24 protein-coding genes and 1 pseudogene are annotated in these 23,315 nt (G+C 61.9%); 12 read left to right on the plus strand and 13 right to left on the minus strand.

Features of this window, described 5'->3' with window-relative positions:
* From BT125_RS29655 to BT125_RS08315, 3 genes and pseudogenes are all read right to left on the minus strand, one after another.
* Positions 1–747 (minus strand): annotated as a pseudogene (locus BT125_RS29655) (uroporphyrinogen-III synthase); the annotation flags it as partial.
* On the minus strand, positions 744–1,685 hold the full coding sequence (hemC, locus tag BT125_RS08310; RefSeq protein WP_072406018.1) for a hydroxymethylbilane synthase: 942 nt from the start codon (positions 1,683–1,685) through the stop codon (positions 744–746). The pseudogene BT125_RS29655 and the gene hemC, both read right to left, overlap by 4 nt.
* Positions 1,686–1,823: 138 nt before the next feature.
* Positions 1,824–2,570, minus strand: coding sequence for a LytR/AlgR family response regulator transcription factor (locus tag BT125_RS08315; RefSeq protein WP_060740100.1), 747 nt, complete (start codon positions 2,568–2,570; stop codon positions 1,824–1,826).
* A 462-nt stretch (positions 2,571–3,032) separates the two neighbouring features.
* Between BT125_RS08315 and argH the strand changes: the two genes are divergently transcribed.
* The gene (gene argH / locus BT125_RS08320) at positions 3,033–4,427 is read left to right on the plus strand and encodes an argininosuccinate lyase (RefSeq protein ID WP_060740099.1); all 1,395 of its coding nucleotides are present in this window, start codon (positions 3,033–3,035) and stop codon (positions 4,425–4,427) included.
* Positions 4,428–4,551: 124 nt separating this feature from the next.
* On the opposite strand, the gene BT125_RS08325 is transcribed toward argH, so the two are convergent.
* On the minus strand, positions 4,552–5,211 hold the full coding sequence (locus tag BT125_RS08325; RefSeq protein ID WP_072406020.1) for a glutathione S-transferase family protein: 660 nt from the start codon (positions 5,209–5,211) through the stop codon (positions 4,552–4,554).
* Between the two features lie 124 nt (positions 5,212–5,335).
* Here BT125_RS08325 and BT125_RS08330 point away from each other — a divergent pair, with 124 nt between their 5' ends.
* The 3 genes from BT125_RS08330 (at position 5,336) to BT125_RS08340 (ending at position 9,162) form a co-directional block, all read left to right on the plus strand.
* Positions 5,336–5,620, plus strand: a complete 285-nt coding sequence (locus tag BT125_RS08330) for a hypothetical protein (protein WP_072406022.1) — start codon at positions 5,336–5,338, stop codon at positions 5,618–5,620.
* Between the two features lie 283 nt (positions 5,621–5,903).
* A complete protein-coding gene (locus BT125_RS08335; RefSeq protein WP_060740096.1) occupies positions 5,904–6,152 on the plus strand; it encodes a TIGR02647 family protein in 249 nt (82 codons plus the stop codon).
* Between the two features lie 169 nt (positions 6,153–6,321).
* The gene (locus BT125_RS08340) at positions 6,322–9,162 is read left to right on the plus strand and encodes a class I adenylate cyclase (RefSeq protein WP_072406024.1); all 2,841 of its coding nucleotides are present in this window, start codon (positions 6,322–6,324) and stop codon (positions 9,160–9,162) included.
* Positions 9,163–9,175: 13 nt separating this feature from the next.
* On the opposite strand, the gene rnk is transcribed toward BT125_RS08340, so the two are convergent.
* The 3 genes from rnk to cyaY form a co-directional block, all read right to left on the minus strand.
* A complete protein-coding gene (gene rnk / locus BT125_RS08345) occupies positions 9,176–9,586 on the minus strand; it encodes a nucleoside diphosphate kinase regulator (RefSeq protein WP_060740094.1) in 411 nt (136 codons plus the stop codon).
* Between the two features lie 241 nt (positions 9,587–9,827).
* Entirely contained in the window at positions 9,828–10,046 is a 219-nt protein-coding gene (locus tag BT125_RS08350) for a DUF1289 domain-containing protein (RefSeq protein ID WP_072406026.1), read from the minus strand.
* Positions 10,047–10,050: 4 nt separating this feature from the next.
* Complete coding sequence (cyaY, locus tag BT125_RS08355) at positions 10,051–10,383, minus strand: iron donor protein CyaY (protein ID WP_072406120.1); 333 nt, start codon at positions 10,381–10,383, stop codon at positions 10,051–10,053.
* A 185-nt stretch (positions 10,384–10,568) separates the two neighbouring features.
* Here cyaY and BT125_RS08365 point away from each other — a divergent pair, with 185 nt between their 5' ends.
* Genes BT125_RS08365 through BT125_RS08390 form a run of 6 tightly spaced genes read left to right on the plus strand, consistent with a single transcriptional unit; the run spans position 10,569 to position 15,170 of the window.
* Positions 10,569–10,739, plus strand: a complete 171-nt coding sequence (locus BT125_RS08365; RefSeq protein WP_072406122.1) for an LPS translocon maturation chaperone LptM — start codon at positions 10,569–10,571, stop codon at positions 10,737–10,739.
* Between the two features lie 9 nt (positions 10,740–10,748).
* A complete protein-coding gene (gene lysA, locus BT125_RS08370) occupies positions 10,749–11,996 on the plus strand; it encodes a diaminopimelate decarboxylase (RefSeq protein ID WP_072406028.1) in 1,248 nt (415 codons plus the stop codon).
* Between the two features lie 4 nt (positions 11,997–12,000).
* Entirely contained in the window at positions 12,001–12,831 is an 831-nt protein-coding gene (gene dapF / locus BT125_RS08375) for a diaminopimelate epimerase (protein WP_072406030.1), read from the plus strand.
* Positions 12,832–12,844: 13 nt separating this feature from the next.
* Positions 12,845–13,567, plus strand: a complete 723-nt coding sequence (locus BT125_RS08380) for a DUF484 family protein (protein ID WP_060740089.1) — start codon at positions 12,845–12,847, stop codon at positions 13,565–13,567.
* A 2-nt stretch (positions 13,568–13,569) separates the two neighbouring features.
* Complete coding sequence (gene xerC, locus BT125_RS08385) at positions 13,570–14,469, plus strand: tyrosine recombinase XerC (protein WP_060740088.1); 900 nt, start codon at positions 13,570–13,572, stop codon at positions 14,467–14,469.
* The gene (locus BT125_RS08390; RefSeq protein WP_072406032.1) at positions 14,466–15,170 is read left to right on the plus strand and encodes an HAD family hydrolase; all 705 of its coding nucleotides are present in this window, start codon (positions 14,466–14,468) and stop codon (positions 15,168–15,170) included. The genes xerC and BT125_RS08390 overlap by 4 nt, the downstream gene beginning before the upstream one ends.
* A gap of 219 nt (positions 15,171–15,389) precedes the next feature.
* On the opposite strand, the gene sutA is transcribed toward BT125_RS08390, so the two are convergent.
* From sutA to glnK, 4 genes are all read right to left on the minus strand, one after another.
* Positions 15,390–15,713, minus strand: a complete 324-nt coding sequence (gene sutA, locus BT125_RS08395; protein WP_072406034.1) for a transcriptional regulator SutA — start codon at positions 15,711–15,713, stop codon at positions 15,390–15,392.
* 102 nt (positions 15,714–15,815) lie between these two features.
* Positions 15,816–16,241 carry a secondary thiamine-phosphate synthase enzyme YjbQ gene (locus BT125_RS08400; RefSeq protein WP_003177301.1) on the minus strand — a complete coding sequence of 142 codons (426 nt, stop codon included), beginning with the start codon at positions 16,239–16,241 and terminating at the stop codon, positions 15,816–15,818.
* A gap of 213 nt (positions 16,242–16,454) precedes the next feature.
* Positions 16,455–17,789, minus strand: coding sequence for an ammonium transporter (locus BT125_RS08405; protein ID WP_060740085.1), 1,335 nt, complete (start codon positions 17,787–17,789; stop codon positions 16,455–16,457).
* A 33-nt stretch (positions 17,790–17,822) separates the two neighbouring features.
* Positions 17,823–18,161, minus strand: a complete 339-nt coding sequence (glnK, locus tag BT125_RS08410) for a P-II family nitrogen regulator (RefSeq protein ID WP_002555808.1) — start codon at positions 18,159–18,161, stop codon at positions 17,823–17,825.
* 415 nt (positions 18,162–18,576) lie between these two features.
* Here glnK and BT125_RS08415 point away from each other — a divergent pair, with 415 nt between their 5' ends.
* Positions 18,577–18,837, plus strand: coding sequence for an accessory factor UbiK family protein (locus tag BT125_RS08415; protein ID WP_060740084.1), 261 nt, complete (start codon positions 18,577–18,579; stop codon positions 18,835–18,837).
* A 17-nt stretch (positions 18,838–18,854) separates the two neighbouring features.
* On the opposite strand, the gene BT125_RS08420 is transcribed toward BT125_RS08415, so the two are convergent.
* Positions 18,855–20,132, minus strand: coding sequence for a sensor histidine kinase (locus BT125_RS08420; RefSeq protein WP_072406036.1), 1,278 nt, complete (start codon positions 20,130–20,132; stop codon positions 18,855–18,857).
* A gap of 259 nt (positions 20,133–20,391) precedes the next feature.
* Between BT125_RS08420 and BT125_RS08425 the strand changes: the two genes are divergently transcribed.
* Entirely contained in the window at positions 20,392–21,885 is a 1,494-nt protein-coding gene (locus tag BT125_RS08425) for a YifB family Mg chelatase-like AAA ATPase (protein WP_072406038.1), read from the plus strand.
* 6 nt (positions 21,886–21,891) lie between these two features.
* Here BT125_RS08425 and BT125_RS08430 read toward each other — a convergent pair whose 3' ends face one another.
* Positions 21,892–23,106, minus strand: coding sequence for an aldose 1-epimerase family protein (locus tag BT125_RS08430; protein WP_072406040.1), 1,215 nt, complete (start codon positions 23,104–23,106; stop codon positions 21,892–21,894).
* Positions 23,107–23,315 lie beyond the last annotated feature (209 nt).

Here is a 23,315-nt window from a genome sequence, read left to right on the forward strand (position 1 = left end):
TTCCCGTAAAGCCGCCAGCAAAGCCGCGGCATTGGCGCCACGGCAATCCACAACTGTTCGGGCCCCGGCGGCACGCGCCATCTCGGCAACCCTTGGGCTTGGAACAAACAACGGTAATCGCGCCAGGGCCGGCCACGCATCGCCGGCCAGCCGCCGCAGATGCTCGAAGCCCTGCCCACTGCTGACCACCAGTGCGTTCAAGCGTTCCGCCTCGACTATCGCCGCCAACGCTCCTTCACCGTAACTGGGCAGGTGGCGGCGATACAATTCCAGATAATCGACACTAGCACCTTGCTCGCGCAAACGCTCTGCCAGCAAGCCTCGCCCACCTTCGCCACGCACGATCAAGACCTTGGGGTCGGGCCGCGAAACAGCCTGGCGCAAGACCAAGTGTTCCAGCAAGGCTTCGCTGTCGTCGCCGTTATCGGGATAAAACACCGTGAGGCCGGCACCGGCAAGGATCTGTCCGGTGGCCGCGCCCACGCTGAACCAGGGCTGGTCTGGAGGCTGGGGCCAGTGTTGGCGCAGCAGCTCGACGCACAGGCGTGCGGCCGGCTTGCTGACCACGATCACGGCAGAGTATTGATCCAGTGCCTGGAATATCGCCCGTCCGGCATCGGACAGCGGGACCGGCTCGATATCCAGCAACGGCAAGCTGCTGCTGTAGACCCCCGCTTCAGCCAGGACAGCCGCCAGCGCCGACGACTCGTCCGCCGGCCGGGTGAGCAACAGCCGCCAATCCGTCACGCGTGGCCGGCCTCGCCGTAGACCGCCTTGAGAATGTCGGCGGCGCCCTGGCTCAACAAATCTTCAGCCACCCGCACGCCCAACGCCTCGGCATCATGGCGCGGTGCCCGGGCCTCCGCGCTGAGCAGCCGGCCACCGTTGGGATCCCCCACCAGGCCGCGCAACCAGACCTGTTCGCCTTCCAGTATGGCGTAACAGGCAATCGGCACTTGGCAGCCGCCATTGAGGTGTTTGTTCAGCGCGCGTTCGGCGAATACTCGCGTGGCGCTGTCTGCATGGTGCAGCGGCGCCAGCAGGGCGTGGATGTCGCTGTCGGCGCTGCGGCACTCGATACCCACCGCCCCTTGCCCGCCGGCGGGCAGGCTGTCGTCGACGCTGATGGCCGAGGTGATGCGGTCTTCGAAGCCCAGGCGGATCAGGCCGGCGGCGGCGAGGATGATGGCGTCGTACTCACCGGCATCGAGCTTGGCCAGGCGCGTGTTGACGTTGCCCCGCAGGAAACGGATCTGCAGGTCCGGACGACGCGTCAGCAATTGGGCCTGGCGACGCAGGCTGGACGTGCCGACCACGCTCCCGGCAGGCAGCGCCTCAAGACTGGCAAAGGTGTTGGAGACGAACGCGTCGCGCGGGTCTTCCCGCTCGCAGATGCAAAACAGGCCCAGGCCTTCGGGAAAGTCCATGGGCACGTCTTTCATCGAATGCACGGCGATGTCGGCTTCGTTGTCCAGCAGCGCGGTTTCCAGCTCCTTGACGAACAGGCCCTTGCCGCCGATTTTCGACAGCGGCGAGTCCAGCAGCTTGTCACCGCGACTGACCATGGGCACCAGGGTTACGATCAGGCCGGGATGGGCCGCTTCCAGGCGGGCTTTGACATATTCGGCCTGCCAGAGGGCCAAGGCACTTTTACGGGTGGCGATGCGGATCTCGCGAGGGGACATGGATCAATCCGTACTTAAAAGATACGGCAGATAATAACAGCTCAGTCAAAACCGCTTTGATTTGAATCACGACCCCAAGGCCTCCCTGGCCGCCAGATCCTGGAAATGAAACGCGTTGAACGCCTTGGACCGCCTGGCTTAAAGCTGCTGCATCATCTTGCGCACGCCGGCCACGTGCCGCCGGCTGACAATCAGCGCGTCGCCATTGAGACCTTTGAGGAACAGCTGGAAATGCCCAAGGGGGGTGCGTTGCAGACGCTCGATGCGCTCGCGGGCCACGAGGGCGTTGCGGTGGATGCGTACGAAGCGTTCGCCGAACTCGTCTTCAAGGGCCTTGAGGGGCTCGTCCAGCAACACCTCGCCACTCTCATGGCGCAAGGTCACGTATTTATGGTCGGCAATGAAGTAGACCACCTGGTTCAAGGGGATCAGCTCGATGCCTTTGCGGGTCCGCGCACTGATGTGGCTGCGTGGGCCACTGCCGCTTTCGGCGGCCGGACGGGTCAGCGCCGCCAGTTGCACGCGGTTGGGTCGCTCGGCCTTGCGCAAGGCTTCGAGCAACGCCTCGGACGCCACCGGCTTGACCAGGTAGCCCACGGCACCGGCCTGCAACACCTCGGGCGGAAAGTCGTCCCGGGTGGTACAGAACACCACGGCGGGCGGCGACTCTCGTTCGCACAACTTCGCCGCCACCTGCAGGCCGTCCAGGCCAGGCATGCGAATGTCGAGCAGCACGATATCCGGCTTGTGGCTGTCAATAAGGGCCAATGCCTCGTCGCCATTGGTGGCGCTCGGCTCCAGGACACTGTAACCCTCGAGCTCGCCAACCATTCGGCTCAGGCGCTCGCGGGCCAGTGGTTCGTCATCAACGATCAGGACATTCATATTGCGCTGGATTCCTGCGTGAGTCTCGCACAAGGATAGCGTAGACAGGGGAAGTGACATCCGTCACCGCGATCCACGCTAAGACTCGCTCGAGGGCCAAAAAGTGCCGCGAGGCGGTTGCCTATCTTTACCAGCGCTTGCCGACCGATGCCCGAGGCCCGTTGTCGCACGGCGTTGCCGTAGGGATTATTAACTGTCGATCTGACCAATATGAGCTCCCCCTTTTTCTATGTGTCCGGTGCGCCATGGATGGAAAAAGCAAAAGTCCTACCGTCCACTGTAGACGGTTGCCACGACGATATTGCTCAATCGAAAAATATCGTTGTGCGAAAACCCGGTTGGATCCCGGGTCTTGATCGAAAAAACCTGCCGACCAGTGCCAGCGCCAGTCCCGGCAACCCTGCTATCATCCGCCGCAGCCTTTAACCGCTACTTTCTCCACAGCCGATCACGAGCGAATTCATGAGCACTGACAAGACCAATCAGTCCTGGGGCGGCCGCTTCAGTGAACCCGTCGACGCCTTCGTCGCCCGCTTCACCGCCTCCGTCAACTTTGACCAGCGCCTGTATCGCCACGACATCATGGGCTCGATCGCCCACGCCACCATGCTGGCCAAGGTCGGCGTGCTGACCGATGCCGAGCGCGACAGCATCATCGATGGCCTGAAGACCATCGAGACTGAAATCGAGGCCGGCCAGTTCGACTGGCGCGTCGACCTTGAAGACGTGCACATGAACATCGAAGCACGCCTGACCGACCGCATTGGCGTGACCGGCAAGAAGCTGCACACCGGCCGCAGCCGCAACGACCAGGTCGCCACCGACATCCGCCTGTGGCTGCGAGATGAAATCGACCTGATCCTGGGCGAAATCACGCGCCTGCAAAAAGGCCTGCTGGAACAGGCCGAGCGCGAGGCCGAGAGCATCATGCCGGGCTTCACGCACCTGCAAACCGCTCAACCTGTAACGTTTGGGCATCACATGCTGGCCTGGTTCGAAATGCTCAGCCGCGACTACGAGCGCCTGGTGGACTGCCGCAAGCGCACCAACCGCATGCCTCTGGGCAGCGCCGCGCTGGCCGGCACCACGTACCCGATCGATCGTGAATACACCGCGCAGTTGCTGGGCTTCGACGCCGTGGGCGGCAACTCGCTGGATAACGTCTCGGACCGCGATTTCGCCATCGAATTCTGCGCCGCCGCGAGCATCGCGATGATGCACCTGTCGCGCTTCTCCGAGGAGCTGGTGCTGTGGACCAGCGCGCAATTCCAATTCATCGATTTGCCCGACCGTTTCTGCACCGGCAGCTCGATCATGCCGCAAAAGAAAAACCCCGACGTGCCGGAACTGGTGCGCGGCAAGAGCGGCCGGGTATTCGGCGCACTGATGGGCCTGTTGACCCTGATGAAAGGCCAGCCGCTGGCCTATAACAAGGACAACCAGGAAGACAAGGAGCCGCTGTTCGACGCCGCCGACACCTTGCGCGACTCGCTGCGGGCCTTCGCCGACATGATCCCCGCCATCAAGCCCAAGCACGCGGTGATGCGCGAAGCGGCCCTGCGCGGCTTCTCCACCGCCACCGACCTGGCCGACTATCTGGTGCGCCGTGGCCTGCCGTTCCGTGATTGCCATGAGATTGTCGGCCATGCCGTGAAGTACGGCGTGGACACCGGCAAGGACCTGGCGGAAATGAGTCTGGACGAACTGCGCCAGTTCAGCGACCAGATCGAGCAGGACGTGTTCGCCGTGCTGACCCTCGAAGGCTCGGTCAATGCCCGTGACCACATCGGCGGCACCGCGCCGGCGCAGGTCAAGGCAGCGGTTGTGCGCGGCCAGGCGTTGCTCGCCAGCCGCTAAAAGCTTCGCGAGCAAGCTCGCTCCCACAGTAGATCTCCCGTGAACACAAATCTTGTGAACATTCAGAGATTCAGATGTGGGAGCGAGCTTGCTCGTAATAGCTGACTTTAAATCACCGAAAAGCTCACTTCTTGGCTGCAACCATCGCCAAAAACGCCGGCATCTCTGCCTCCCTGTCCGCAGCGATCCGCCGCACGTTCGGGTTCTGCTCCAAGCGCTCCATCAGCGCCTTGGCCGCCGGCATGTCTGCCAGCCAATCGATATCGAAGACCTTCCTGCCCACTTGCAAGGCCAGCGAAAGGCTGTAGTAGAAATACAGGTCGGCAATGCTCAGGCTGTCTCCCGCCACATAGGGCGAGAATTTGCCGTGCCGGCCGAGCGAGGCGAACCCCAGCAGCAATTCGGACCTGGACTTTTCCTTGATGGCATCGGCCACCGTCATGCCGAAAAACGCCTCGCCATAGCAGGCCCGCCCCGGCAACTCGATGTACAGCTCGATTTCCCGGCACAAGGCCAACACCTGGGCGCGCTCGAACGGGTCGGTCGGCAGCAGGGCTTTACCCGGTTGGGTTTGCTCGATGTATTCAAGGATGACGCTGGTCTCGTTGATAAAACCCTGCTCGGTCTTCAACACCGGCACCTTGCCGCGCGGGCTGATTGCCAGGGCTTCCGGGGTCTGGTTGCCAAAGAACTGCACTTCTTCGAAGGGCACGCCCTTCTCCAACAGTGCCAGCTTGACCATGTTGTAATAATTACTGACAGAGAAACCATAAAGCTTGAGCATTACAAAGCCTCCAGGCCGTGCGGGGTTGGCAGCCTTGCGTTATAGACCGTCGAGGCATTTCTTGCCAGGCGCATCACGCCGCTGAATGCAGGTAAACTGGCGACCTTTCCTACAGGAGCCGGCCATGAGCGAGCCAACCGATATCGACAGTGACGAAGAAGAATTCGTCGAGAACACGCTGATCGAAGCCATCGAAAATCAGATCGAAAGCGACAACCCGCCAGCGGCCAAGGCCACCTTCAACAAGCTGACCCTGGTCGGTTACGAGCGCGAAGAAATCCTCAACCTCATGGCCCATGTACTGGCGTATGAGATCGACGCCATTCTCGAAGAAGACCGCCCGTTCGATACCCAATGGTACGAAGCGGCGCTGCGCGCCCTTCCCGAGTTGCCGCCGGAAAAGAAATAAACCGTGAGGCAAAGTTGCTCCTGTGGCGAGGGGATTTAGCGAAACGTCGCACCGCCCCGCTGGGCCGCGAAGCGGCCCCCACAACGAGCGCGCCTGTTTCCTTAGGCCTGCTTCGCAGTCCAGCGGGGATAAATCCCCTCGCCACAAGGTGCTCTACCTGGCAGAACAGCGGTGTTCCGTCACCCGAAACAAAAAAAGCATGCCACTGACACTGGACAGCTCGGCCGAGTGCGCTCACCTTAGTGACGCTGTCGACCAAATTCCTAGAAAGTCTGGAGTCCTTATGTCGCTTACCCCTGAGCTGGTTGCCGAACTGGAAATCCTTGCACTCTTCAACCTGGACAGTTCCCAGGAAGGCCTGAAAATTCATCAGACCGCCGCCCCTAAAGCGATTGCCGCTGCCCAACGCCTGTACGAGAAAGACCTGATCACTCAGCCCGATGGTGGTTACCTGACCAGTCTGGGACGGGATGCCGCCCAAAATGTCCAAACCGTCCTGACGATACTCAGCGTTCAACAAGAAGCCGCCTGATCCCCCTGCCGCCCACGGAAATCTCCTCTACGGGATTTCCGCAGGCGCACTGGCGCCCGGCGTAAAGAAACCGGCATCAAAAATCCTGTTTTCAGCTTAAGTATTCCCAAGACCGGGCGCTAACCTGCCATCACCCCACGTTCGACGCCGCAAGCCGGTTTGAGCAGACATGACCCGCAATCACGAAATACGCCCCGATCTGGACGAGGGAATCGACCGCAAGGTGCTGAGCCAGTTGCGCGCACGCTTTCTCAAGCTCAACACCGTGCGGCTGGAGCGCGCCCTTGAAGGCCTGTCCCCCCGCCAGCAAGGCGTACTGACGCTGCTGCCGCTGTTTTTCCACGTCAACCATCCGCTGCTGCCCGGCTACGTCTCCGGCAGCACGCCCGCCGGGCTGTCGAACTACGAGCCTGACGCCAACGTCCTGGCCGAAGCCCAGCGGCTGACCCGTTCGTTTTCCTACAAACCTCGGCACGGCAGCAATCCGCCGCGGCCGATCCTTGGCCTGTTCCTGATGGGTAGCCTCGGTACCCTGGCCCAGGCCGACCAGAGCGACATGGACGTGTGGGTGTGCCACGGGCCTGACCTGAGCGACGATGAACTGGCCGAGCTGCGCAAGAAATGCCAGTTGCTGGAGATCTGGGCCGCGACCCAGGGCGCCGAAGCCCACTTTTTCCTGATCGACCCGGAGCGTTTCGTGCGGGGCGAGCGGGACAACCAGCTCAGTTCCGACGATTGCGGTACCACTCAGCATTACCTGCTGCTGGACGAGTTCTACCGCACCGCAATCTGGCTGGCCGGGCGCACGCCGATCTGGTGGCTGGTGCCGGTCTATGAAGAAGAGAACTACGAGCAGTACACCCATACGCTGATGTCCAAGCGCTTCATTCGCGCGGATGAAACCCTGGACCTGGGACACCTGGCCTATATTCCGCCCGGCGAATTCGTCGGCGCCGGGCTCTGGCAGCTGTTCAAGGGTATCGAATCGCCCTACAAGTCCGTGCTCAAGCTGCTGCTGACCGAGGTCTATGCCAGCGAACACCCGAACGTGCGCTGCCTGAGCCTGCGCTTCAAACAGGCCGTGTTCGCCAATCGCCTGGACCTGGAAGAGCTGGACCCGTACATGCTGGTTTACCGCCGCATCGAGGAATACCTCCATGCCCGTGGCGAACCCGAGCGCCTGGAGTTGATCCGTCGCGCGCTGTACCTGAAGGTCAATCGCAAACTCACCGGCCAGGCGCGCAGCAGTGGCTGGCAACGGGTACTGCTTGAGCGACTGGCCAGGGAATGGGGCTGGGACCAGCGTCAACTGGCATTGCTGGACAGCCGCAGCCAGTGGAAAGTCCGCCAGGTCAGCCACGAGCGGCGCGCACTGGTCAACGAACTCACCCACAGCTACCGCTTCCTGACCCAGTTCGCCCGCACCGAGAAAACCGTCAGCCTGATCAACAAGCGCGATCTCAACGTGCTTGGCCGGCGCTTGTATGCCGCCTTCGAGCGCAAGGCCGACAAGGTCGAGTTCATCAACCCCGGTATCGCGCCGGACTTGGCCGAAGACACCCTGACGCTGGTCCAGTCACCCAACAAGAAGGAACCGGGGCAGAACCAGTGGGGCCTGTACAACGGCAGCCTCAACGCCCTGGAGTGGGAGAACTTCGCACCGATCAAGCGTTGCCGGGAGTTGCTGGAGCTGTTGACCTGGTGCCATCGCAACGGCGTGATCGACAGCAGCACGCGCCTGGCGCTGCACCCAGGTGACAGTGACCTGAGCGAGTTCGAACTGTTCAACCTGCTGGGCAGCCTGCAACAGTCCATCGCCCTGCCCCTGGTCACGGTGGATGAAGCGCAGTTGCTGCGCGCCAGCGTGCCCAGCGAAGTGCTGATCCTGGTGAACGTCGGCGTCGATCCGCTCAAGCACCATCGCGACCTGAATATCCTGATGACCACCGAGCGTACCGACTCCCTGAGCTATGCCGGGGTCCGGGAAAACCTGGTGCTGACCCTCGACCAGGTCACGCTCAACAGCTGGAATGAAGTGCTGGTCAACCGTTTCGACGGCGAACACGCCCTGCTCGACTGCCTGCGCGACTACCTCAACGACCTACCCGTCACCCAGAGCCAACCGCGCCTGCAGGTGCGCTGCTTCTGCCACAACCGCGCCCAATTCATTGCGCGGCGTGTCGAGGAAGTCATCGAAACGGCGCAGACCCTGCTGCTGAGCAGGCTCAATCATCGCTACCTGCTTCAGGTCCAGCAGCATTACCACGTGCTGGAACTGGTGCCCGGCCAGGTCAATCACGTGGCCCTGGGCAGCTTGTCGGCGCTGATGGATTACCTGGGCGAGGAACTGACGGCCTACAGCCCCTTGCACCTGGACCCGATGGCCCTGGAAGACCACGACCTGGCGCTGATCCTGCCCATGGGCCAGCCCGAGTGTATCCAGGTGTTCTACCGAACCAACGAGGACGAAGCCGATCTGTACGTGCTCGATGAATTCAACGCGCTGTGGCAGCAACATCTGCCCTATCACGACGAACAAAGCCTGCTGGTGCCGCTGCAGCGCTTTCTGCAATCGGTGCTGTACCGCCGCGACGCCCTGCTGCCGCTGGACGCCGCCCAGCCGCTGACCCTGGAAACCCTATACTACCAATTGTTGCCTTCAGGTGGCCGGGCGCGCCGGATCGAAGCGCGGCAAGCCCCACAGACACCGGTCAACAAGCCGTTCTATGACGTGCAGGCGATCATCGGCAAAGCGGCGCACGGGCAGGTGCACGTCACCCTGTACTGCGATCAGCAGGAATTTTCCGAACTGGAACATGGCGACCAACTGTTCCGCGTGGTCGCCAGGGAGATCGTCGAACAGCGCCGCGAAGCCCAGCGCTACCGCTGCTACATCACCGACCTGGACCTCTCGGGGCTGGTGGGCGACGGGGCCTGCTCAAGCAATTTGTACCTGCGCTACAAGGCCGACCTGGAACGCGCCCTGAACGAGGCGCTGGCCCTGGTCTGAAGCACCCGGGCACTCAGAGGTGGAAATCGCCGCCCGCTTCGGGCTGGTATTCGACGTCCAGCAAGGTCAGCTTCAACGTCTTGCCGCCCGGGGCCGGCCAGTCGATGTGCTGGCCGACCTTCAGGCCCAGCAAGGCACTGCCCACCGGCGCCAGGATCGAGATCCGGCCTTCGTCGGCATTGGCGTCCTGTGGATATACCAACGTCAGGTGATAGTCCTTGCCGCTGCTTTCTTCGCGGCAGTGCACACGCGAGTTCATGGTCACGACATCGGCAGGCACTTCTTCGTGGCCCACCACGTTTTCGGCGCGATCCAGTTCGGTTTGCAACGCAATCACGCCTGGCAGCGTTTCATCAAGACTGTCGATCAGGCGTTCCAGACGCTGTACGTCCAGGCGGGTAAGGGTGATGGAAGGTGCGGTCATGATCCAGGCAGACTCCTTTCTTCTGCACAAAAAAAGCAAAACCCCGCCACAGAAAGGCGGGGTTTTCACGGGCCTCGATGGATTGAGGCGTAACCGGACACTATCACAGCTCAATAAATAAACAAGACGGGCGGGGTCTAGCCGTACCAATGGGTCGCTCACGAACAAACGAATGTGAGACGCCGAACCCTTGTGGCGAGGGAGCAAGCTCCCTCGCCACAAAAGCGTCCAAGGCCAATGGTTACCTCAGAGATTTGCGCATAGCCGCCTCGGCACAGATAACCCGCCGGCGCTCATCATCGGCCGAGCGCCATTCGCGGATATCTTCCACATGGCGGAAACAGCCAAGGCAGACCTTCTGTTCATCCAGCTTGCACACGCTGGTGCACGGCGACGGCACGGCGGGGCTGACGTTGCTGTAGAGCGGCTTGGGGGGCCGTGGCGGGACGGTCTGGCTCACGCCGTCACAGGCCTTCGAACTCGAGTTCCGCGCCCGCCTGCTGCTTGACGATGCGCTCGAGCATCTCGCCCAGTTGCTCTTCGCTCTTGTCGCACATCCAGCGCTCGCTTTCCTCGTCGTAGTCGAAATGAAAGCCGCCGGAGACCGCCGCCAGCCACAACTGCCGCAACGGCTCCTGGCGACTGAAGATCAGTTGGCTGCCGTTTTCGAACTTGACGGTGAGTACACCGGCGGAGATTTCCAGGTCAATGTCCAGGCCACTGTCATCGAACACATCCTCCAGCGTTTGCTGGGTCGCATCGACCAGATCGTGGAAACGGGCTTCAGTCAAACTCATTTGCGGCAACCTCGAAAATGTCTGCTCATGCTCAAGCGCCGCAAGATACGGACGCCGCCCGGCGATTGCAAAGGATATACCGATCGACGACAACAGTGCCGCCGGACGGGCGCCCCGTTGCATAGGCAAGCTGACGGGTGGCCGGTATACTCCGGCGCAATTAATGCATTTTCAAGGATTTCGCCATGAAGCGCCTGATCTCTTCCCTTGCTGCGCTCGTCGCGGTTGCCTGCCTCGTGACAGCCTGTGGTCAAAAAGGTCCGCTGTACCTGCCTGATGACAGCAAGTCCCCTGAAGAACAGGCCAAGTCGTCGCAATCCAAGACACACTCGCACGACACCCACACCACTTACTAAGGGACCGCCATGGACGCTTTTAACTACCGTGGCGGGGAGCTGTTCGCGGAAGGAGTTGCCCTGTCCGCGATCGCCGAACGTTTCGGCACGCCGACCTATGTCTATTCCCGTGCCCACATCGAAGCCCAATATCGGACGTTCGCCGATGCTCTCGACGGCATGCCGCACCTGGTGTGTTTCGCCGTCAAGGCCAACTCCAACCTGGGTGTGCTCAATGTCCTGGCGCGCCTGGGGGCCGGTTTCGACATCGTTTCCGGTGGCGAGCTCAAGCGTGTGCTGGCCGCGGGCGGCAGCGCCGACAAGATCGTGTTCTCCGGCGTCGGCAAGACCCGCGAAGACATGCGCCGCGCCCTGGAAGTCGGCGTGCACTGCTTCAACATCGAATCCACCGATGAGCTGGAGCGCCTGCAGGTCGTCGCCGCCGAGCTGGGCGTTCGCGCACCGATCTCCCTGCGCGTGAACCCGGACGTCGACGCTGGCACCCACCCGTACATTTCCACCGGCCTGAAGGAAAACAAGTTCGGCATCGCCATTGCCGACGCCGAGGACGTGTACGTACGCGCCGCCCAACTGCCAAACCTGGAAGTGCTGGGTGTCGATTGCCACATCGGCTCGCAACTGACCACCCTCGAACCGTTCATCGATGCCCTCGACCGCCTGCTGGCGCTGGTCGACCGCCTCGGCGACTGCGGCATCTACCTGCGCCACATCGACCTGGGTGGCGGTGTCGGCGTGCGCTATCGCGACGAAGAGCCGCCGCTGGTGGCCGACTACATCAAGACGGTGCGCGAGCGCCTCGAAGGTCGTGACCTGGCGCTGATGTTCGAGCCCGGCCGTTATATCGTGGCCAATGCCGGCGTGCTGCTGACCCAGGTCGAATACCTCAAGCACACCGAGCACAAGGATTTCGCCATCGTCGACGCGGCGATGAACGACCTGATCCGCCCGGCGCTGTACCAGGCGTGGATGGACGTCACCGCCGTGCGCCCTCGCGACACCGCGGCCCACCCCTACGACATCGTCGGGCCGATCTGCGAAACCGGTGACTTCCTGGCCAAGGGTCGGGAGCTGGCGCTGGAAGAAGGCGACTTGCTGGCCGTGCATTCGGCCGGTGCCTACGGGTTTGTCATGAGTTCCAACTACAACACCCGCGGCCGTTGCGCCGAGGTGCTGGTGGACGGTGATCAGGCATTCGAAGTGCGTCGCCGCGAGACGGTAGCCGAGTTGTTTGCCGGCGAAAGCCTGCTGCCGGAGTAAAACCATGCTGCTGCGTTTTACCAAGATGCACGGCCTGGGCAATGACTTCATGGTCCTCGACCTGGTCAGCCAGCACGCGCATATCCTGCCCAAGCATGCCAAGCAATGGGGAGACCGGCACACCGGTATCGGTTTCGATCAGTTGCTGATCGTCGAGGCGCCCAACAACCCGGACGTGGATTTCCGCTATCGGATCTTCAACGCCGACGGCTCGGAAGTGGAGCAATGCGGCAACGGCGCGCGCTGCTTCGCCCGCTTCGTGCTAGACAAGCGCCTGACCGCCAAGCGGCAGATCCGCGTCGAGACCAAGGGCGGCATCATCGAACTGGATGTGCGCAGCGACGGCCAAATCGGCGTCAACATGGGCGCTCCACGCCTGGTACCGGCGGACATTCCATTCGAAGCGCCGGCCCAGGCCTTGAGCTATCAGGTGGAAGTCGACGGCACCACGGTGGAACTGGCGGCAGTCTCCATGGGCAACCCCCATGCCGTGCTGCGAGTGGCCGATATCAACAGTGCCCCGGTGCATGAGCTGGGGCCGAAAATCGAACACCATCCGCGCTTCCCCGCGCGGGTGAATGTCGGTTTCCTGCAAGTCATCGACCGTCACCGCGCACAATTGCGTGTCTGGGAACGCGGTGCCGGGGAAACCCAAGCCTGCGGTACCGGCGCCTGTGCCGCTGCCGTCGCTGCGATCAGCCAGGGGTGGATGGATTCGCCATTGTTGATCGACCTGCCCGGCGGGCGCTTGTCCATCGAATGGGCAGGCCCTGGCCAACCGGTGATGATGACCGGCCCGGCAGTGCGCGTATACGAAGGACAAGTTCGTCTTTGAGTGAGCCAAACCCATGACCGATCAGCCACAGGTTCCAGCCCCACAGCCCGACGAATCGCCCAGCCTTCCAGAAGTCGCGGCCGTGACCGCTTACCTGGAGGCTCATCCGGACTTTTTCGTCGAGCATGAAGAACTGCTTGCGACGATGCGCATCCCCCACCGGCGCGGCGACACCGTGTCGCTGGTGGAGCACCAGATGAAAATCCTACGCGAGCGCAACATCGAAATGCGCCATCGTCTTTCGCACCTGATGGACGTGGCCCGGGACAACGACCGGCTCTTCGACAAGACCCGTCGGCTGATCCTGGCCCTGATGGACGCCAGCACCCTCGAAGACCTGGTCATGAGCGTGGAAGACAGCCTGCGCCAGGATTTCCAGGTGCCCTTTGTCAGCCTGATCCTGTTTGGCGACAACGCCATGCCGGTAGGCCGCTGGGTGACCCACGCCGAAGCGCAGACGGCCATCGGCGGCCTGCTCACGGAAAACAAAAGCGTCAGCGGCAGCCTGCGCGAACATGAGCTGGACTTCCTGTTCGGCGAAGAACAGCGCAAGCAGATCGGCTCCACCGCCGTCGTCGCCATCGCCCACCAGGGCGTGCACGGCGTGCTGGCCATCGCCAGCCGCGATCCGCAGCACTACAAGAGTTCGGTGGGCACGCTGTTCTTGAGCTACATCGCCGAAGTCACCGGCCGGGTGCTGCCAAGAGTCGCCGGTTCGCTGCGCTCGGTACGCTGATGATGGAGCGGCAACTGGACGCCTACTGCGAACACCTGCGCAGTGAGCGTCAGGTGTCGCCCCACACGTTGTTGGCCTATCGCCGTGACCTGGAAAAAGTGCTGGGCTGGTGCCAGAAGCAGAACATCGGCAGTTGGTCGGCCCTGGACATCCAGCGTTTGCGCAGCCTGATCGCCCGCCTGCACCAACAGGGACAGTCCTCCCGCAGCCTGGCGCGACTGTTGTCGGCGGTGCGTGGCCTGTATCACTACCTCAATCGCGAAGGCCTGTGCGATCACGATCCGGCCACCGGCCTCGCACCGCCCAAGGGCGAACGCCGGCTGCCGAAGACCCTCGATACCGACCGCGCCCTGCAATTGCTTGAAGGCGCCGTCGAAGACGACTTCCTGGCCCGGCGCGACCAGGCCATTCTCGAGCTGTTCTATTCGTCCGGCCTGCGGCTTTCAGAGCTGACGGGGCTTAACCTGGATCAACTGGACCTGGCCGACGGCATGGTCCAGGTGCTTGGCAAAGGCAGCAAGACCCGCCTGCTGCCCGTCGGCCGCAAGGCCCGTGAAGCCCTGGAACTGTGGTTGCCCCTTCGGGCCCTGGCCAACCCCGCCGACGACGCGGTGTTCGTCAGCCAACGCGGTCGGCGCCTCGGCCCGCGGGCGATTCAGTTGCGGGTCAAGGCCGCCGGCGAACGCGAGTTGGGGCAGAACCTGCACCCACACATGCTCAGGCACTCCTTCGCCAGCCATTTGCTGGAGTCCTCCCAGGACCTGCGCGCCGTTCAAGAGCTGCTGGGCCACTCGGACATCAAGACGACACAGATCTACACCCACCTGGACTTCCAGCACCTGGCGACGGTCTATGACAGTGCCCACCCCAGGGCCAAACGCATCAAGGGCGACGAATCATGACCATCGAACTCATCACTTTCGACCTGGACGACACCCTGTGGGACACCGCCCCGGTGATCGCCAGCGCCGAAGCCATACTCCGCCAATGGCTGACCGACAACGCACCGAATCTGGGCGGGCTGCCGGTGGAGCATCTTTTTTCGATTCGTGAGCAAGTGTTGCGCGAAGAACCCAACCTCAAGCATCGCATCAGTGCGTTGCGCCGGCGGGTGCTGTTCCGTGCCTTGCAGGAAGCTGGCTACGACCAGTGGCACGCCTCTGAACTGGCGGACCAGGCCTTCGAGACATTTCTGCACGCCCGTCATCAGTTGGAAATTTTCCCCGAGGTACAGCCCACCCTGGAAATCCTGGCCAATCATTTCGCCCTCGGCGTGGTCACCAATGGCAACGCCGACGTGCGACGCCTGGGGCTGGCGGACTACTTCAAATTCGCCTTGTGCGCCGAAGACATCGGCATCGCCAAGCCTGACGCCCGGTTGTTCCACGAAGCCCTGCAGCGCGGCGGCGCCACGGCACAGACCGCCGTGCACATTGGCGATCACCCGGGCGACGACATCGCCGGCGCCCAACAGGCCGGCCTGCGCGCGGTATGGTTCAACCCGGCAGGCAAGCCCTGGAATGCCGATCATGCACCGGATGCGGAAATTCGCAGCCTGACCGAACTGCCGGGGCTGTTGGCGGGTTGGCATAGCCAGCGCTAAATCCTGGGAGCGGTGTACCGCGGCGCTATGCCAGGCACAAATTCTGTGGGAGCGGGCTTGCTCGCGAAGACGGTGGATCAGGCACACACCTGTTGAGCGTTAAACCGCTTTCGCGAGCAAGCCCGCTCCCACAAGAAGGAATGTGCTTGGCCTGGGAGTTGCGCCCATGAAAAAGCCCGCAGCGACGGCGGGCTTTTTCAGCAAGCAAGAAGCCGATACTCAGATAGGGCGGCTGCCGTACTTGTTGTCAGGCTTCTTGGGCGGATCAGCGACCACGTTGGCCTCCACTTCCTGCACCTTACCGCCTCTGGCCAGGAACTCCTCCATGGCCTTGGCGAGCGCATCACGCTCCTTGTTCTTGGCCTCTACGCTCGGCAATTCGTCGACCGATACCGCGGCCTTGGCCTTGCCCTTGGCGGTAGGTGCCGGAACGTCGGCGCCATCGTCTTCGGCAACGTCTTCAGCCGCCACTTCAAGGCCTTCTTCGGTCTCGTCTTCGTCGCCTACTTCGAGGTCGTCGTTTTCCAGATCATCGTCGCTCATGTTCTACCTCATGACTTGCGAAAAGCAGATTAGTTATAGCCCAGCTTCGCCATCTGTTCGAAGGCTGCCGGAAAAAATTCAACATCCGCTGGCAATCAGCGGTTATGCCCCTTCACCGTACAAGGTGGCAAGGACTTTACGAGCACCGCCGTGATCACGGTGCTCGCCCAGATAAACACCTTGCCAGGTTCCCAATGCCAACCGTCCCGCCGTCACCGGCAGGCTGAGCTGACAACCGAGCACACTGGCCTTGAAGTGCGCCGGGAGGTCGTCCAAGCCTTCGTCGTTGTGCTCATAACCGGCGGTTCCTTGTGGGATCAGCCGATTGAAAAATCGTTCGAAGTCTCGACGTACCGCCGGATCGGCGTTCTCGTTGATAGTCAACGAGGCCGAGGTATGCTGCAGCCACAGATGCAACAGACCGACACGACATGCCTGGAGTTCAGGCAGGCCGGCCAGCAACTCGTCCGTCACCAGATGAAAGCCCCGGGGCCTTGCCCGCAGGGTTATCAGCGTCTGTTGCCACATACAGATCTCCGCACGTTCGGCGCGCATTCTAGCGCGCTCTGGGAAAAAACAAAGGCCCTAATATTCCTGCTTCGATGTAAGCCTTTGGCGGTATAAAAACCCATGTCGCATCCACAACAAAAGGCGTCGGAAAAAACTGCCCGGCCTTTTGAGCAATGACAAATTCCAGGCAAAAAAATGCCCGGCGAACCGGGCATTTTTTGTTGCGTGTGCTTACAGGTTGTAGCCACGCTCGTTGTGCTGGGCCAGATCCAGGCCCACAGCTTCTTCTTCCTCGGTGACACGCAGACCCATGACGGCGTCCAGGACCTTGAGGATGATGAAGGTGACGATCGCGGTGTAGACCACCGTGAAACCCACGCCCTTGAATTGAATCCACACTTGCGCGCCGATATCGGTCACGGTGCCGAAGCCACCCAGGGCCGGTGCGGCGAACACACCGGTCAGGATCGCGCCGAGAATACCGCCGATGCCATGTACGCCGAAGGCATCCAGGGAGTCGTCATAACCGAGCTTGCGCTTGAGGGTGGTGGCGCAGAAGAAGCACACCACGCCCGCCGCCAAGCCGATGACCAGGGCGCCCATCGGGCCCACGGTGCCGGCAGCCGGAGTGATTGCAACCAGGCCGGCCACCACGCCAGAGGCAATGCCCAGCGCGCTTGGCTTGCCATGGGTGATCCACTCGGCAAACATCCAGCCCAGGGCCGCCGCAGCGGTAGCGATCTGGGTCACCAGCATCGCCATGCCGGCAGTACCGTTGGCGGCGACAGCCGAACCGGCGTTGAAGCCGAACCAGCCGACCCACAGCATGGCCGCGCCCATCAGGGTGTAACCCAGGTTATGCGGTGCCATTGGCGTGGTCGGGAAGCCTTTGCGCTTGCCCAATACCAGGCACGCCACCAGACCGGCGATACCGGCATTGATGTGCACCACGGTGCCGCCAGCGAAGTCCAGCACGCCCCAGTCCCACATCAGGCCGCCGTTGCCGGACCAGACCATGTGCGCAATCGGTGCATACACCAGGGTGAACCACACGCCCATGAAGATCAGCATGGCGGAGAACTTCATCCGCTCGGCAAAGGCACCGACGATCAGGGCCGGGGTAATGATGGCGAACGTCATCTGGAAGGTAATGAACACCGCTTCAGGGAACAGCGCCGCCGGGCCGGTCAGGCTGGCTGGCGTGACGCCCGCCAGGAACGCTTTGCCAAAACCGCCAATAAAGGAGTTGAAGTTGACGACGCCCTGCTCCATGCCGGTGGTGTCGAACGCGATGCTGTAGCCATAGATGACCCACAGGATGCTGATCAGACCGGTAATGGCAAAGCACTGCATCATCACGGAAAGAATGTTCTTCGACCGGACCATGCCACCGTAGAACAGTGCCAGGCCTGGAATGGTCATGAACAGTACAAGAATCGTGGCCGTGAGCATCCAGGCGGTGTCGCCGGAGTTCAGGACGGGGGCTGCCGCTTCTTCTGCCATGGCCAGGCCAGGCATTGCGAAGGACAACAGGGCTCCTAGCCCTGCGAATTTACGCAGAGTCATATTGTTTTCTCCTGGGGCGTTGGGTTTGGCGGCTTAGATAGCGTCGGTATCGGTTTCGCCGGTACGGATGCGGATAGCCTGTTCCAGATTGACCACAAAGATCTTTCCGTCACCGATCTTGCCGGTGTTGGCGGCCTTGGTGATTGCCTCGATCACCCGGTCCAGATCCTTGTCGTCAATGGCGACATCGATCTTCACCTTGGGCAGGAAATCGACCACATATTCCGCGCCGCGATACAGCTCGGTGTGACCCTTCTGCCGACCGAAGCCTTTGACCTCAGTAACGGTAATGCCCTGCACGCCGATCTCGGACAACGACTCGCGCACGTCGTCCAACTTGAACGGCTTGATGATGGCAGTGACTAGCTTCATGAAACTTTCTCCCGAATTGGTGGACTTGCCCCAGGAAAACAAACCCGACTCAAGTCTAAGCGCAGTGCCTGGCTTTGTAACGCATCGTCGGCCCAAGTTGCCCGACAGGTGCCAGTTAACCGATCCTGGCGAAACTCCCCGTTCCGCCTGCTGCACTGCATTCGTCACAGCGACTGCATCAGTGCATGGGTCATCAGCCTCTAAGCAGAAACCTTGCCATCTGTGCCCAAACCCTCTGATTTCAGCACCTTGGCCACCGGCTCGACGTGCACCGCACCACTAACCGCAGCGATACGCACAACAACAGTGCAATGACGCCCGGCCACATGCGCGAAAAGCGTGCATCCCTGGCTAGCGAATTGACTATAGACACTGCGTGGTACACTGCCCGCCATTGTTTCCAGGACACCTGCACATGCTTGCGCCCAAAGACCTCCTCGACGCCCTGAGCGGCCACGCCTCCCGTATTTTGAGTGGCGACACGCCGCTGCCCAAAAGCGAAATCGAAAGCCAGTTCAAGGCCCTGCTGCAAAGCGGCTTCAGCAAGCTGGACTTGGTAAGCCGGGAAGAATTCGACAGCCAGATGGTCGTGCTGGCCCGAACCCGGGCGCGGCTCGAAAGCCTGGAGGCCAAGGTCGCTGAGCTGGAAGCGCGACTGGCTCCAGCACAGGAGTAAGCCACCCACCTGGAGACTTAACCACTCGCGGCCCACTGCGATGCGCCTTGGGCAAGCGCGAGCGGCAGCTCCAGGATAAAGAGCGCGCCCTTGCCCGGCCCCGCGCTCTGCGCCGTCAGCTCGCCCCCCATCTCGTGCGCCGCCAGAATGCAGCTGTGCAGACCAAAGCCGTGACCGTCGACACGCGTGGTGAAGCCGTGCTCGAACACCCGCGCAAGATTGTCCTGTGCTATCCCCTCGCCATTGTCCTCGACCTCGACCCGCACGCGCCCCTCGTCAACGACCTTCAGGCGCAGGATGATCTGCGGCGGCCGGTTCACACCCGCGTCCAGCGCCTGCTTGGCGTTGTTGATCAGATTGACCAGGATCTGCAGCACTCGGTGCTTGTCCAGTGGCATTTGCGGGATATCGCTGAACTCCTTGACCAGCGTGATGTGGTGGCGCGCCAGGGACACATCGCAAATGCGCACGACATCCTCGACCAGCTCCCGCAACGAGCCCGGCTCCAGGACGCTGGCATTGCCAGCATAGGATTGCTGGGTGGCGACGATTTCCTTGATGTGGTCGATTCGGCGGGTCAGCTGCGCCAACTCGGCGATCATGCCCTGCTGCTCGGCGGCCAGCGCGGCGGCCAGCTTGTCGAGATAGTCCGGTAGGGCGCGCCCTTTCGGATCGCTGCTGATGAAGTCGCCGAGGTCATCGGGATGCTCCTTCATCAACTGGACGACCTTGGCCACCCCGGGCCCCTTGGAGGTGTGCACCTTCTCGTACAGAACCTGGGCTGACACGTTGACGCTATTGAGCACATTGCCCACGTTGTGCAGCACATTGGTGGCGATCTCCGCCATGCCGGCCCGGCGCGCGGTGGTCACCAGTTCGGCCTGCGCCTCGCGCAACTCTTCGTTGACCTTGGCCAATTGCTGCGGGCTGGGGATCTTCAGGGCCGCCGGCACCAGCCGGACCAGCAGGATGGCGGTAATCACCGAGGCAATCGCGGTGATCACCTTGACCAGCGCCGACAACCAGTAATAAGGCTGCCAAATGGTCAGGATTTCCATCACGTGGCTGGTCCCGCAGGCCAGGATAAATACACCAAAGGCCGCCAGCATCCAGTCGAACGGCACGTCCTTGCGCTTGTGGATAAAGTACAGGAGCGTGAAGGGAATGGTGACGTAGGACAGCGTGATCAAACCATCGGCAATGACATTGGTCCACAGCAAATCCGGCCGCCACATGTAGCAGTGCCCATGGGGCATGAAGCGCTTGTCGGTTAACAGCGCCAGCAGATCGTTCATGGCCACTCCCTCCCTGTGCCGTTGATGCCGCCAAGTGCCGACTGGGCAAGTCGGAGTCTAGGCCGGTCCTGGGCATTTCGCCTGGGCAGGTGAAGGACTGCATCGGCTGGACCGTATCGTCCTTGCCGCCTCGGCTGTCACTGGCAGTCGAAACATCCTGCCAAATTTTCTCCCCTCAATTGCGGTGCCCAAGTTCATCCCCACGACTACCCTTCAAAAGTCGCAGGACGCGACCCCCCATTCACTCAAGGAACGATTCATGTCGCTTGCCATTGTCCACAGCCGCGCCCAAGTGGGGGTCGAGGCTCCTGCCGTTACCGTTGAAGTCCACCTGGCCAATGGTTTGCCGTCGCTGACGATGGTTGGCCTGCCGGAGGCGGCGGTGAAGGAAAGTAAGGATCGGGTGCGCAGCGCGATCATCAACTCGGGGCTGAATTTTCCGGCGCGGCGCATCACCCTGAACCTGGCGCCGGCAGACCTGCCAAAGGACGGCGGCCGCTTCGACCTAGCCATCGCCCTGGGGATCCTGTCGGCCAGCGTGCAAGTGCCGACGCTGACGCTGGACGACGTGGAATGCCTTGGTGAACTGGCCTTGTCCGGCGCGGTGCGTCCAGTGCGTGGGGTATTGCCCGCGGCGCTGGCGGCGCGCAAGGCCGGGCGCATGCTGGTGGTGCCACGGGCCAATGCCGAGGAAGCCTGCCTGGCCTCGGGGCTGAAGGTGATCGCCGTGGACCACCTGCTCGAAGCGGTGGCGCATTTCAACGGCCACACGCCGGTCGAACCGTTCGTGTCCAATGGGCTACTCTCGGCCAGCAAGCCCTACCCCGACCTGAATGAAGTACAAGGCCAGGCCGGGGCCAAACGAGCATTGCTGATTGCCGCCGCGGGGGCTCATAACCTGTTGTTCAGCGGGCCACCGGGTACCGGCAAGACCCTGCTGGCGAGCCGCTTGCCAGGGCTGTTGCCGCCACTGGCCGAGAGCGAAGCCCTGGAGGTCGCGGCCATCCAGTCGGTGGCCAGTTGTGTGCCGTTGAGCCACTGGCCGCAACGCCCGTTCCGCCAGCCGCACCACTCGGCTTCCGGTCCGGCGCTGGTAGGTGGCGGGTCGAAACCGCAACCAGGAGAGATTACCCTCGCCCATCATGGCGTGCTGTTTCTGGATGAACTGCCGGAGTTCGACCGCAAGGTGCTGGAGGTCTTGAGAGAACCGCTGGAGTCCGGCCACATCGTGGTTTCTCGCGCCCGGGATCGAGTGCGCTTCCCTGCCCGCTTCCAGCTTGTGGCGGCGATGAACCCCTGCCCCTGCGGCTATCTTGGCGAGCCCAGCGGCCGCTGTGCCTGTACACCGGAGATGGTGCAGCGCTACCGCAACAAGCTTTCCGGCCCGCTGCTGGACCGTATCGACCTGCACCTGACTGTCGCCCGGGAAGCCACGGCATTGAACCCCAGGCTCGAAGCCGGGGACGATACGGCCACGGTCGCCGAGCGCGTAGCCGAAGCTCGGGAACGCCAGCACCGCCGCCAGGGCTGCGCCAACGCCTTCCTCGATCTACCGGGGTTGCGCCGGCATTGCAAGTTATCCACAACCGATGAAACCTGGCTGGAAACCGCCTGCGAACGGTTGACCCTGTCGCTGCGCGCCGCCCACCGCTTGCTCAAGGTCGCCCGGACACTGGCGGACCTGGAGCAAGCGGGAAACATTCGCCGCGAGCACCTGGCCGAAGCGTTGCAATATCGGCCGGCTACGGCTTGAACCGCTTCACGGTTTGCTCAGGTCTACCAACGGTGTTTCCCGGACCTCGGTTTTTTGACCGTTCTGGATCGCATCGATGCGCTTGAGCGCCTTATCCACTGCGCCCTTGTCTGCCAACAGGCTGTAGTGAATCTGGAATTGCTTGTGCTCTTTCGGCCCGATCGTGGGCACCAGGCCCAGTGGCCGCTGATACCGGCGGTTATAGGAAAAACTGGTGCCAGGTTCCAACCCGGTCACGTAGCCCTGGCCTTGGGTATCGGTGTTTTTCCACAGGGAGAACACGGGCAGCGTGCTGGTGTTGAAGCCTACCGACACGCCGAGGCTACCGGCCTTGTTGTGCAGCACGGTGAGGGTGTCGCCCTTGGCGTCAGCGTAGGGCACGACGTTATAGACGGTTTCGTCGTAATCCTTGGTCGGGCCCCGGTAGGTTTGCCAATCCGGCAAGTCACCCTTGGCCTTGTCGTTGAACGGCGAGACCTGCTTGACCGGGGCCGCGAAACGAGCGCCCTGCTCCAGGAAAGGCGTGCTGAAATTGCTGTGGTAGAGCGCTTGGTATTCCTTCGGGTAATCGCCGTTGTTGGTCAGCGTGTCGCTGAGGGCGAATGTCACGCTGCCGGGCTCGGTGACCAGTTCGGTCTGCACCGAGAAATCGACCTTCTTGAACGCCTGTTCCTTCAACTCGCCCCGCAGAGTGATGGCGTAGGGTGGTTTTTCATCGATGTGCACGGTGACTTTGTTGGCCGGAATATTGGCAGCGCGACCATGCAGGGTCAGCAGCTCACCATTGTCGATGCCGGGATGGCCGACCCATTCGTAGCCGCAGCGGGTGACCAGCTCGTTGAAGCCTTCGAGCCAACCCAACCCACCTCGGCCGTTGAGCTCGATGAACGCCGGGTTGACCACTTCCTTGACCGGTGAATCCCAACCCATGCGCACATCACCGACGGAAGCCTGCAGCACATTCATGCCACGGGTCGGGACGACTGAAAGCTTCAGGGTGCCGTTGTCGATATCAACGATGCTGACGCCCTCTTGCCGGCCACCGTGCAGGGTGCGCATCGTCACAGAGAAAGGTTGGTCGGTTTTCACGCCGAGCTGCTGGCTGGTGATTTGCCAGGGTTGGGCGGCTTTATCGGTATCCAGCAGGACGTAATCCCAAGCCATCGCCTGGGAGGCAGCGCCCAAGGCGCCAAGGGTAATGAGGAGTTTGAGCGGAGTCATGGACGCGACCTTTTATTGGAGTTGTGCGGTTTTTATAGACTTGAAGAAACGTTTCAGCAAGCTTAAAAACAGCAATACCCTTAAAAAATCTCGACTACATGACGGGCAGCGTTTGTGGGGGCGAGCTTGCTCGCGATGGCGGTGGGTCAGATTGAAATGATGTTGGCTGGGCAGCCGTCATCGCGAGCAAGCTCGCTCCCACGGGGATC

It is taken from the genome of Pseudomonas sp. NFACC04-2, assembly GCF_900119265.1.
Taxonomy (GTDB): domain Bacteria; phylum Pseudomonadota; class Gammaproteobacteria; order Pseudomonadales; family Pseudomonadaceae; genus Aquipseudomonas; species Aquipseudomonas fluorescens_AA.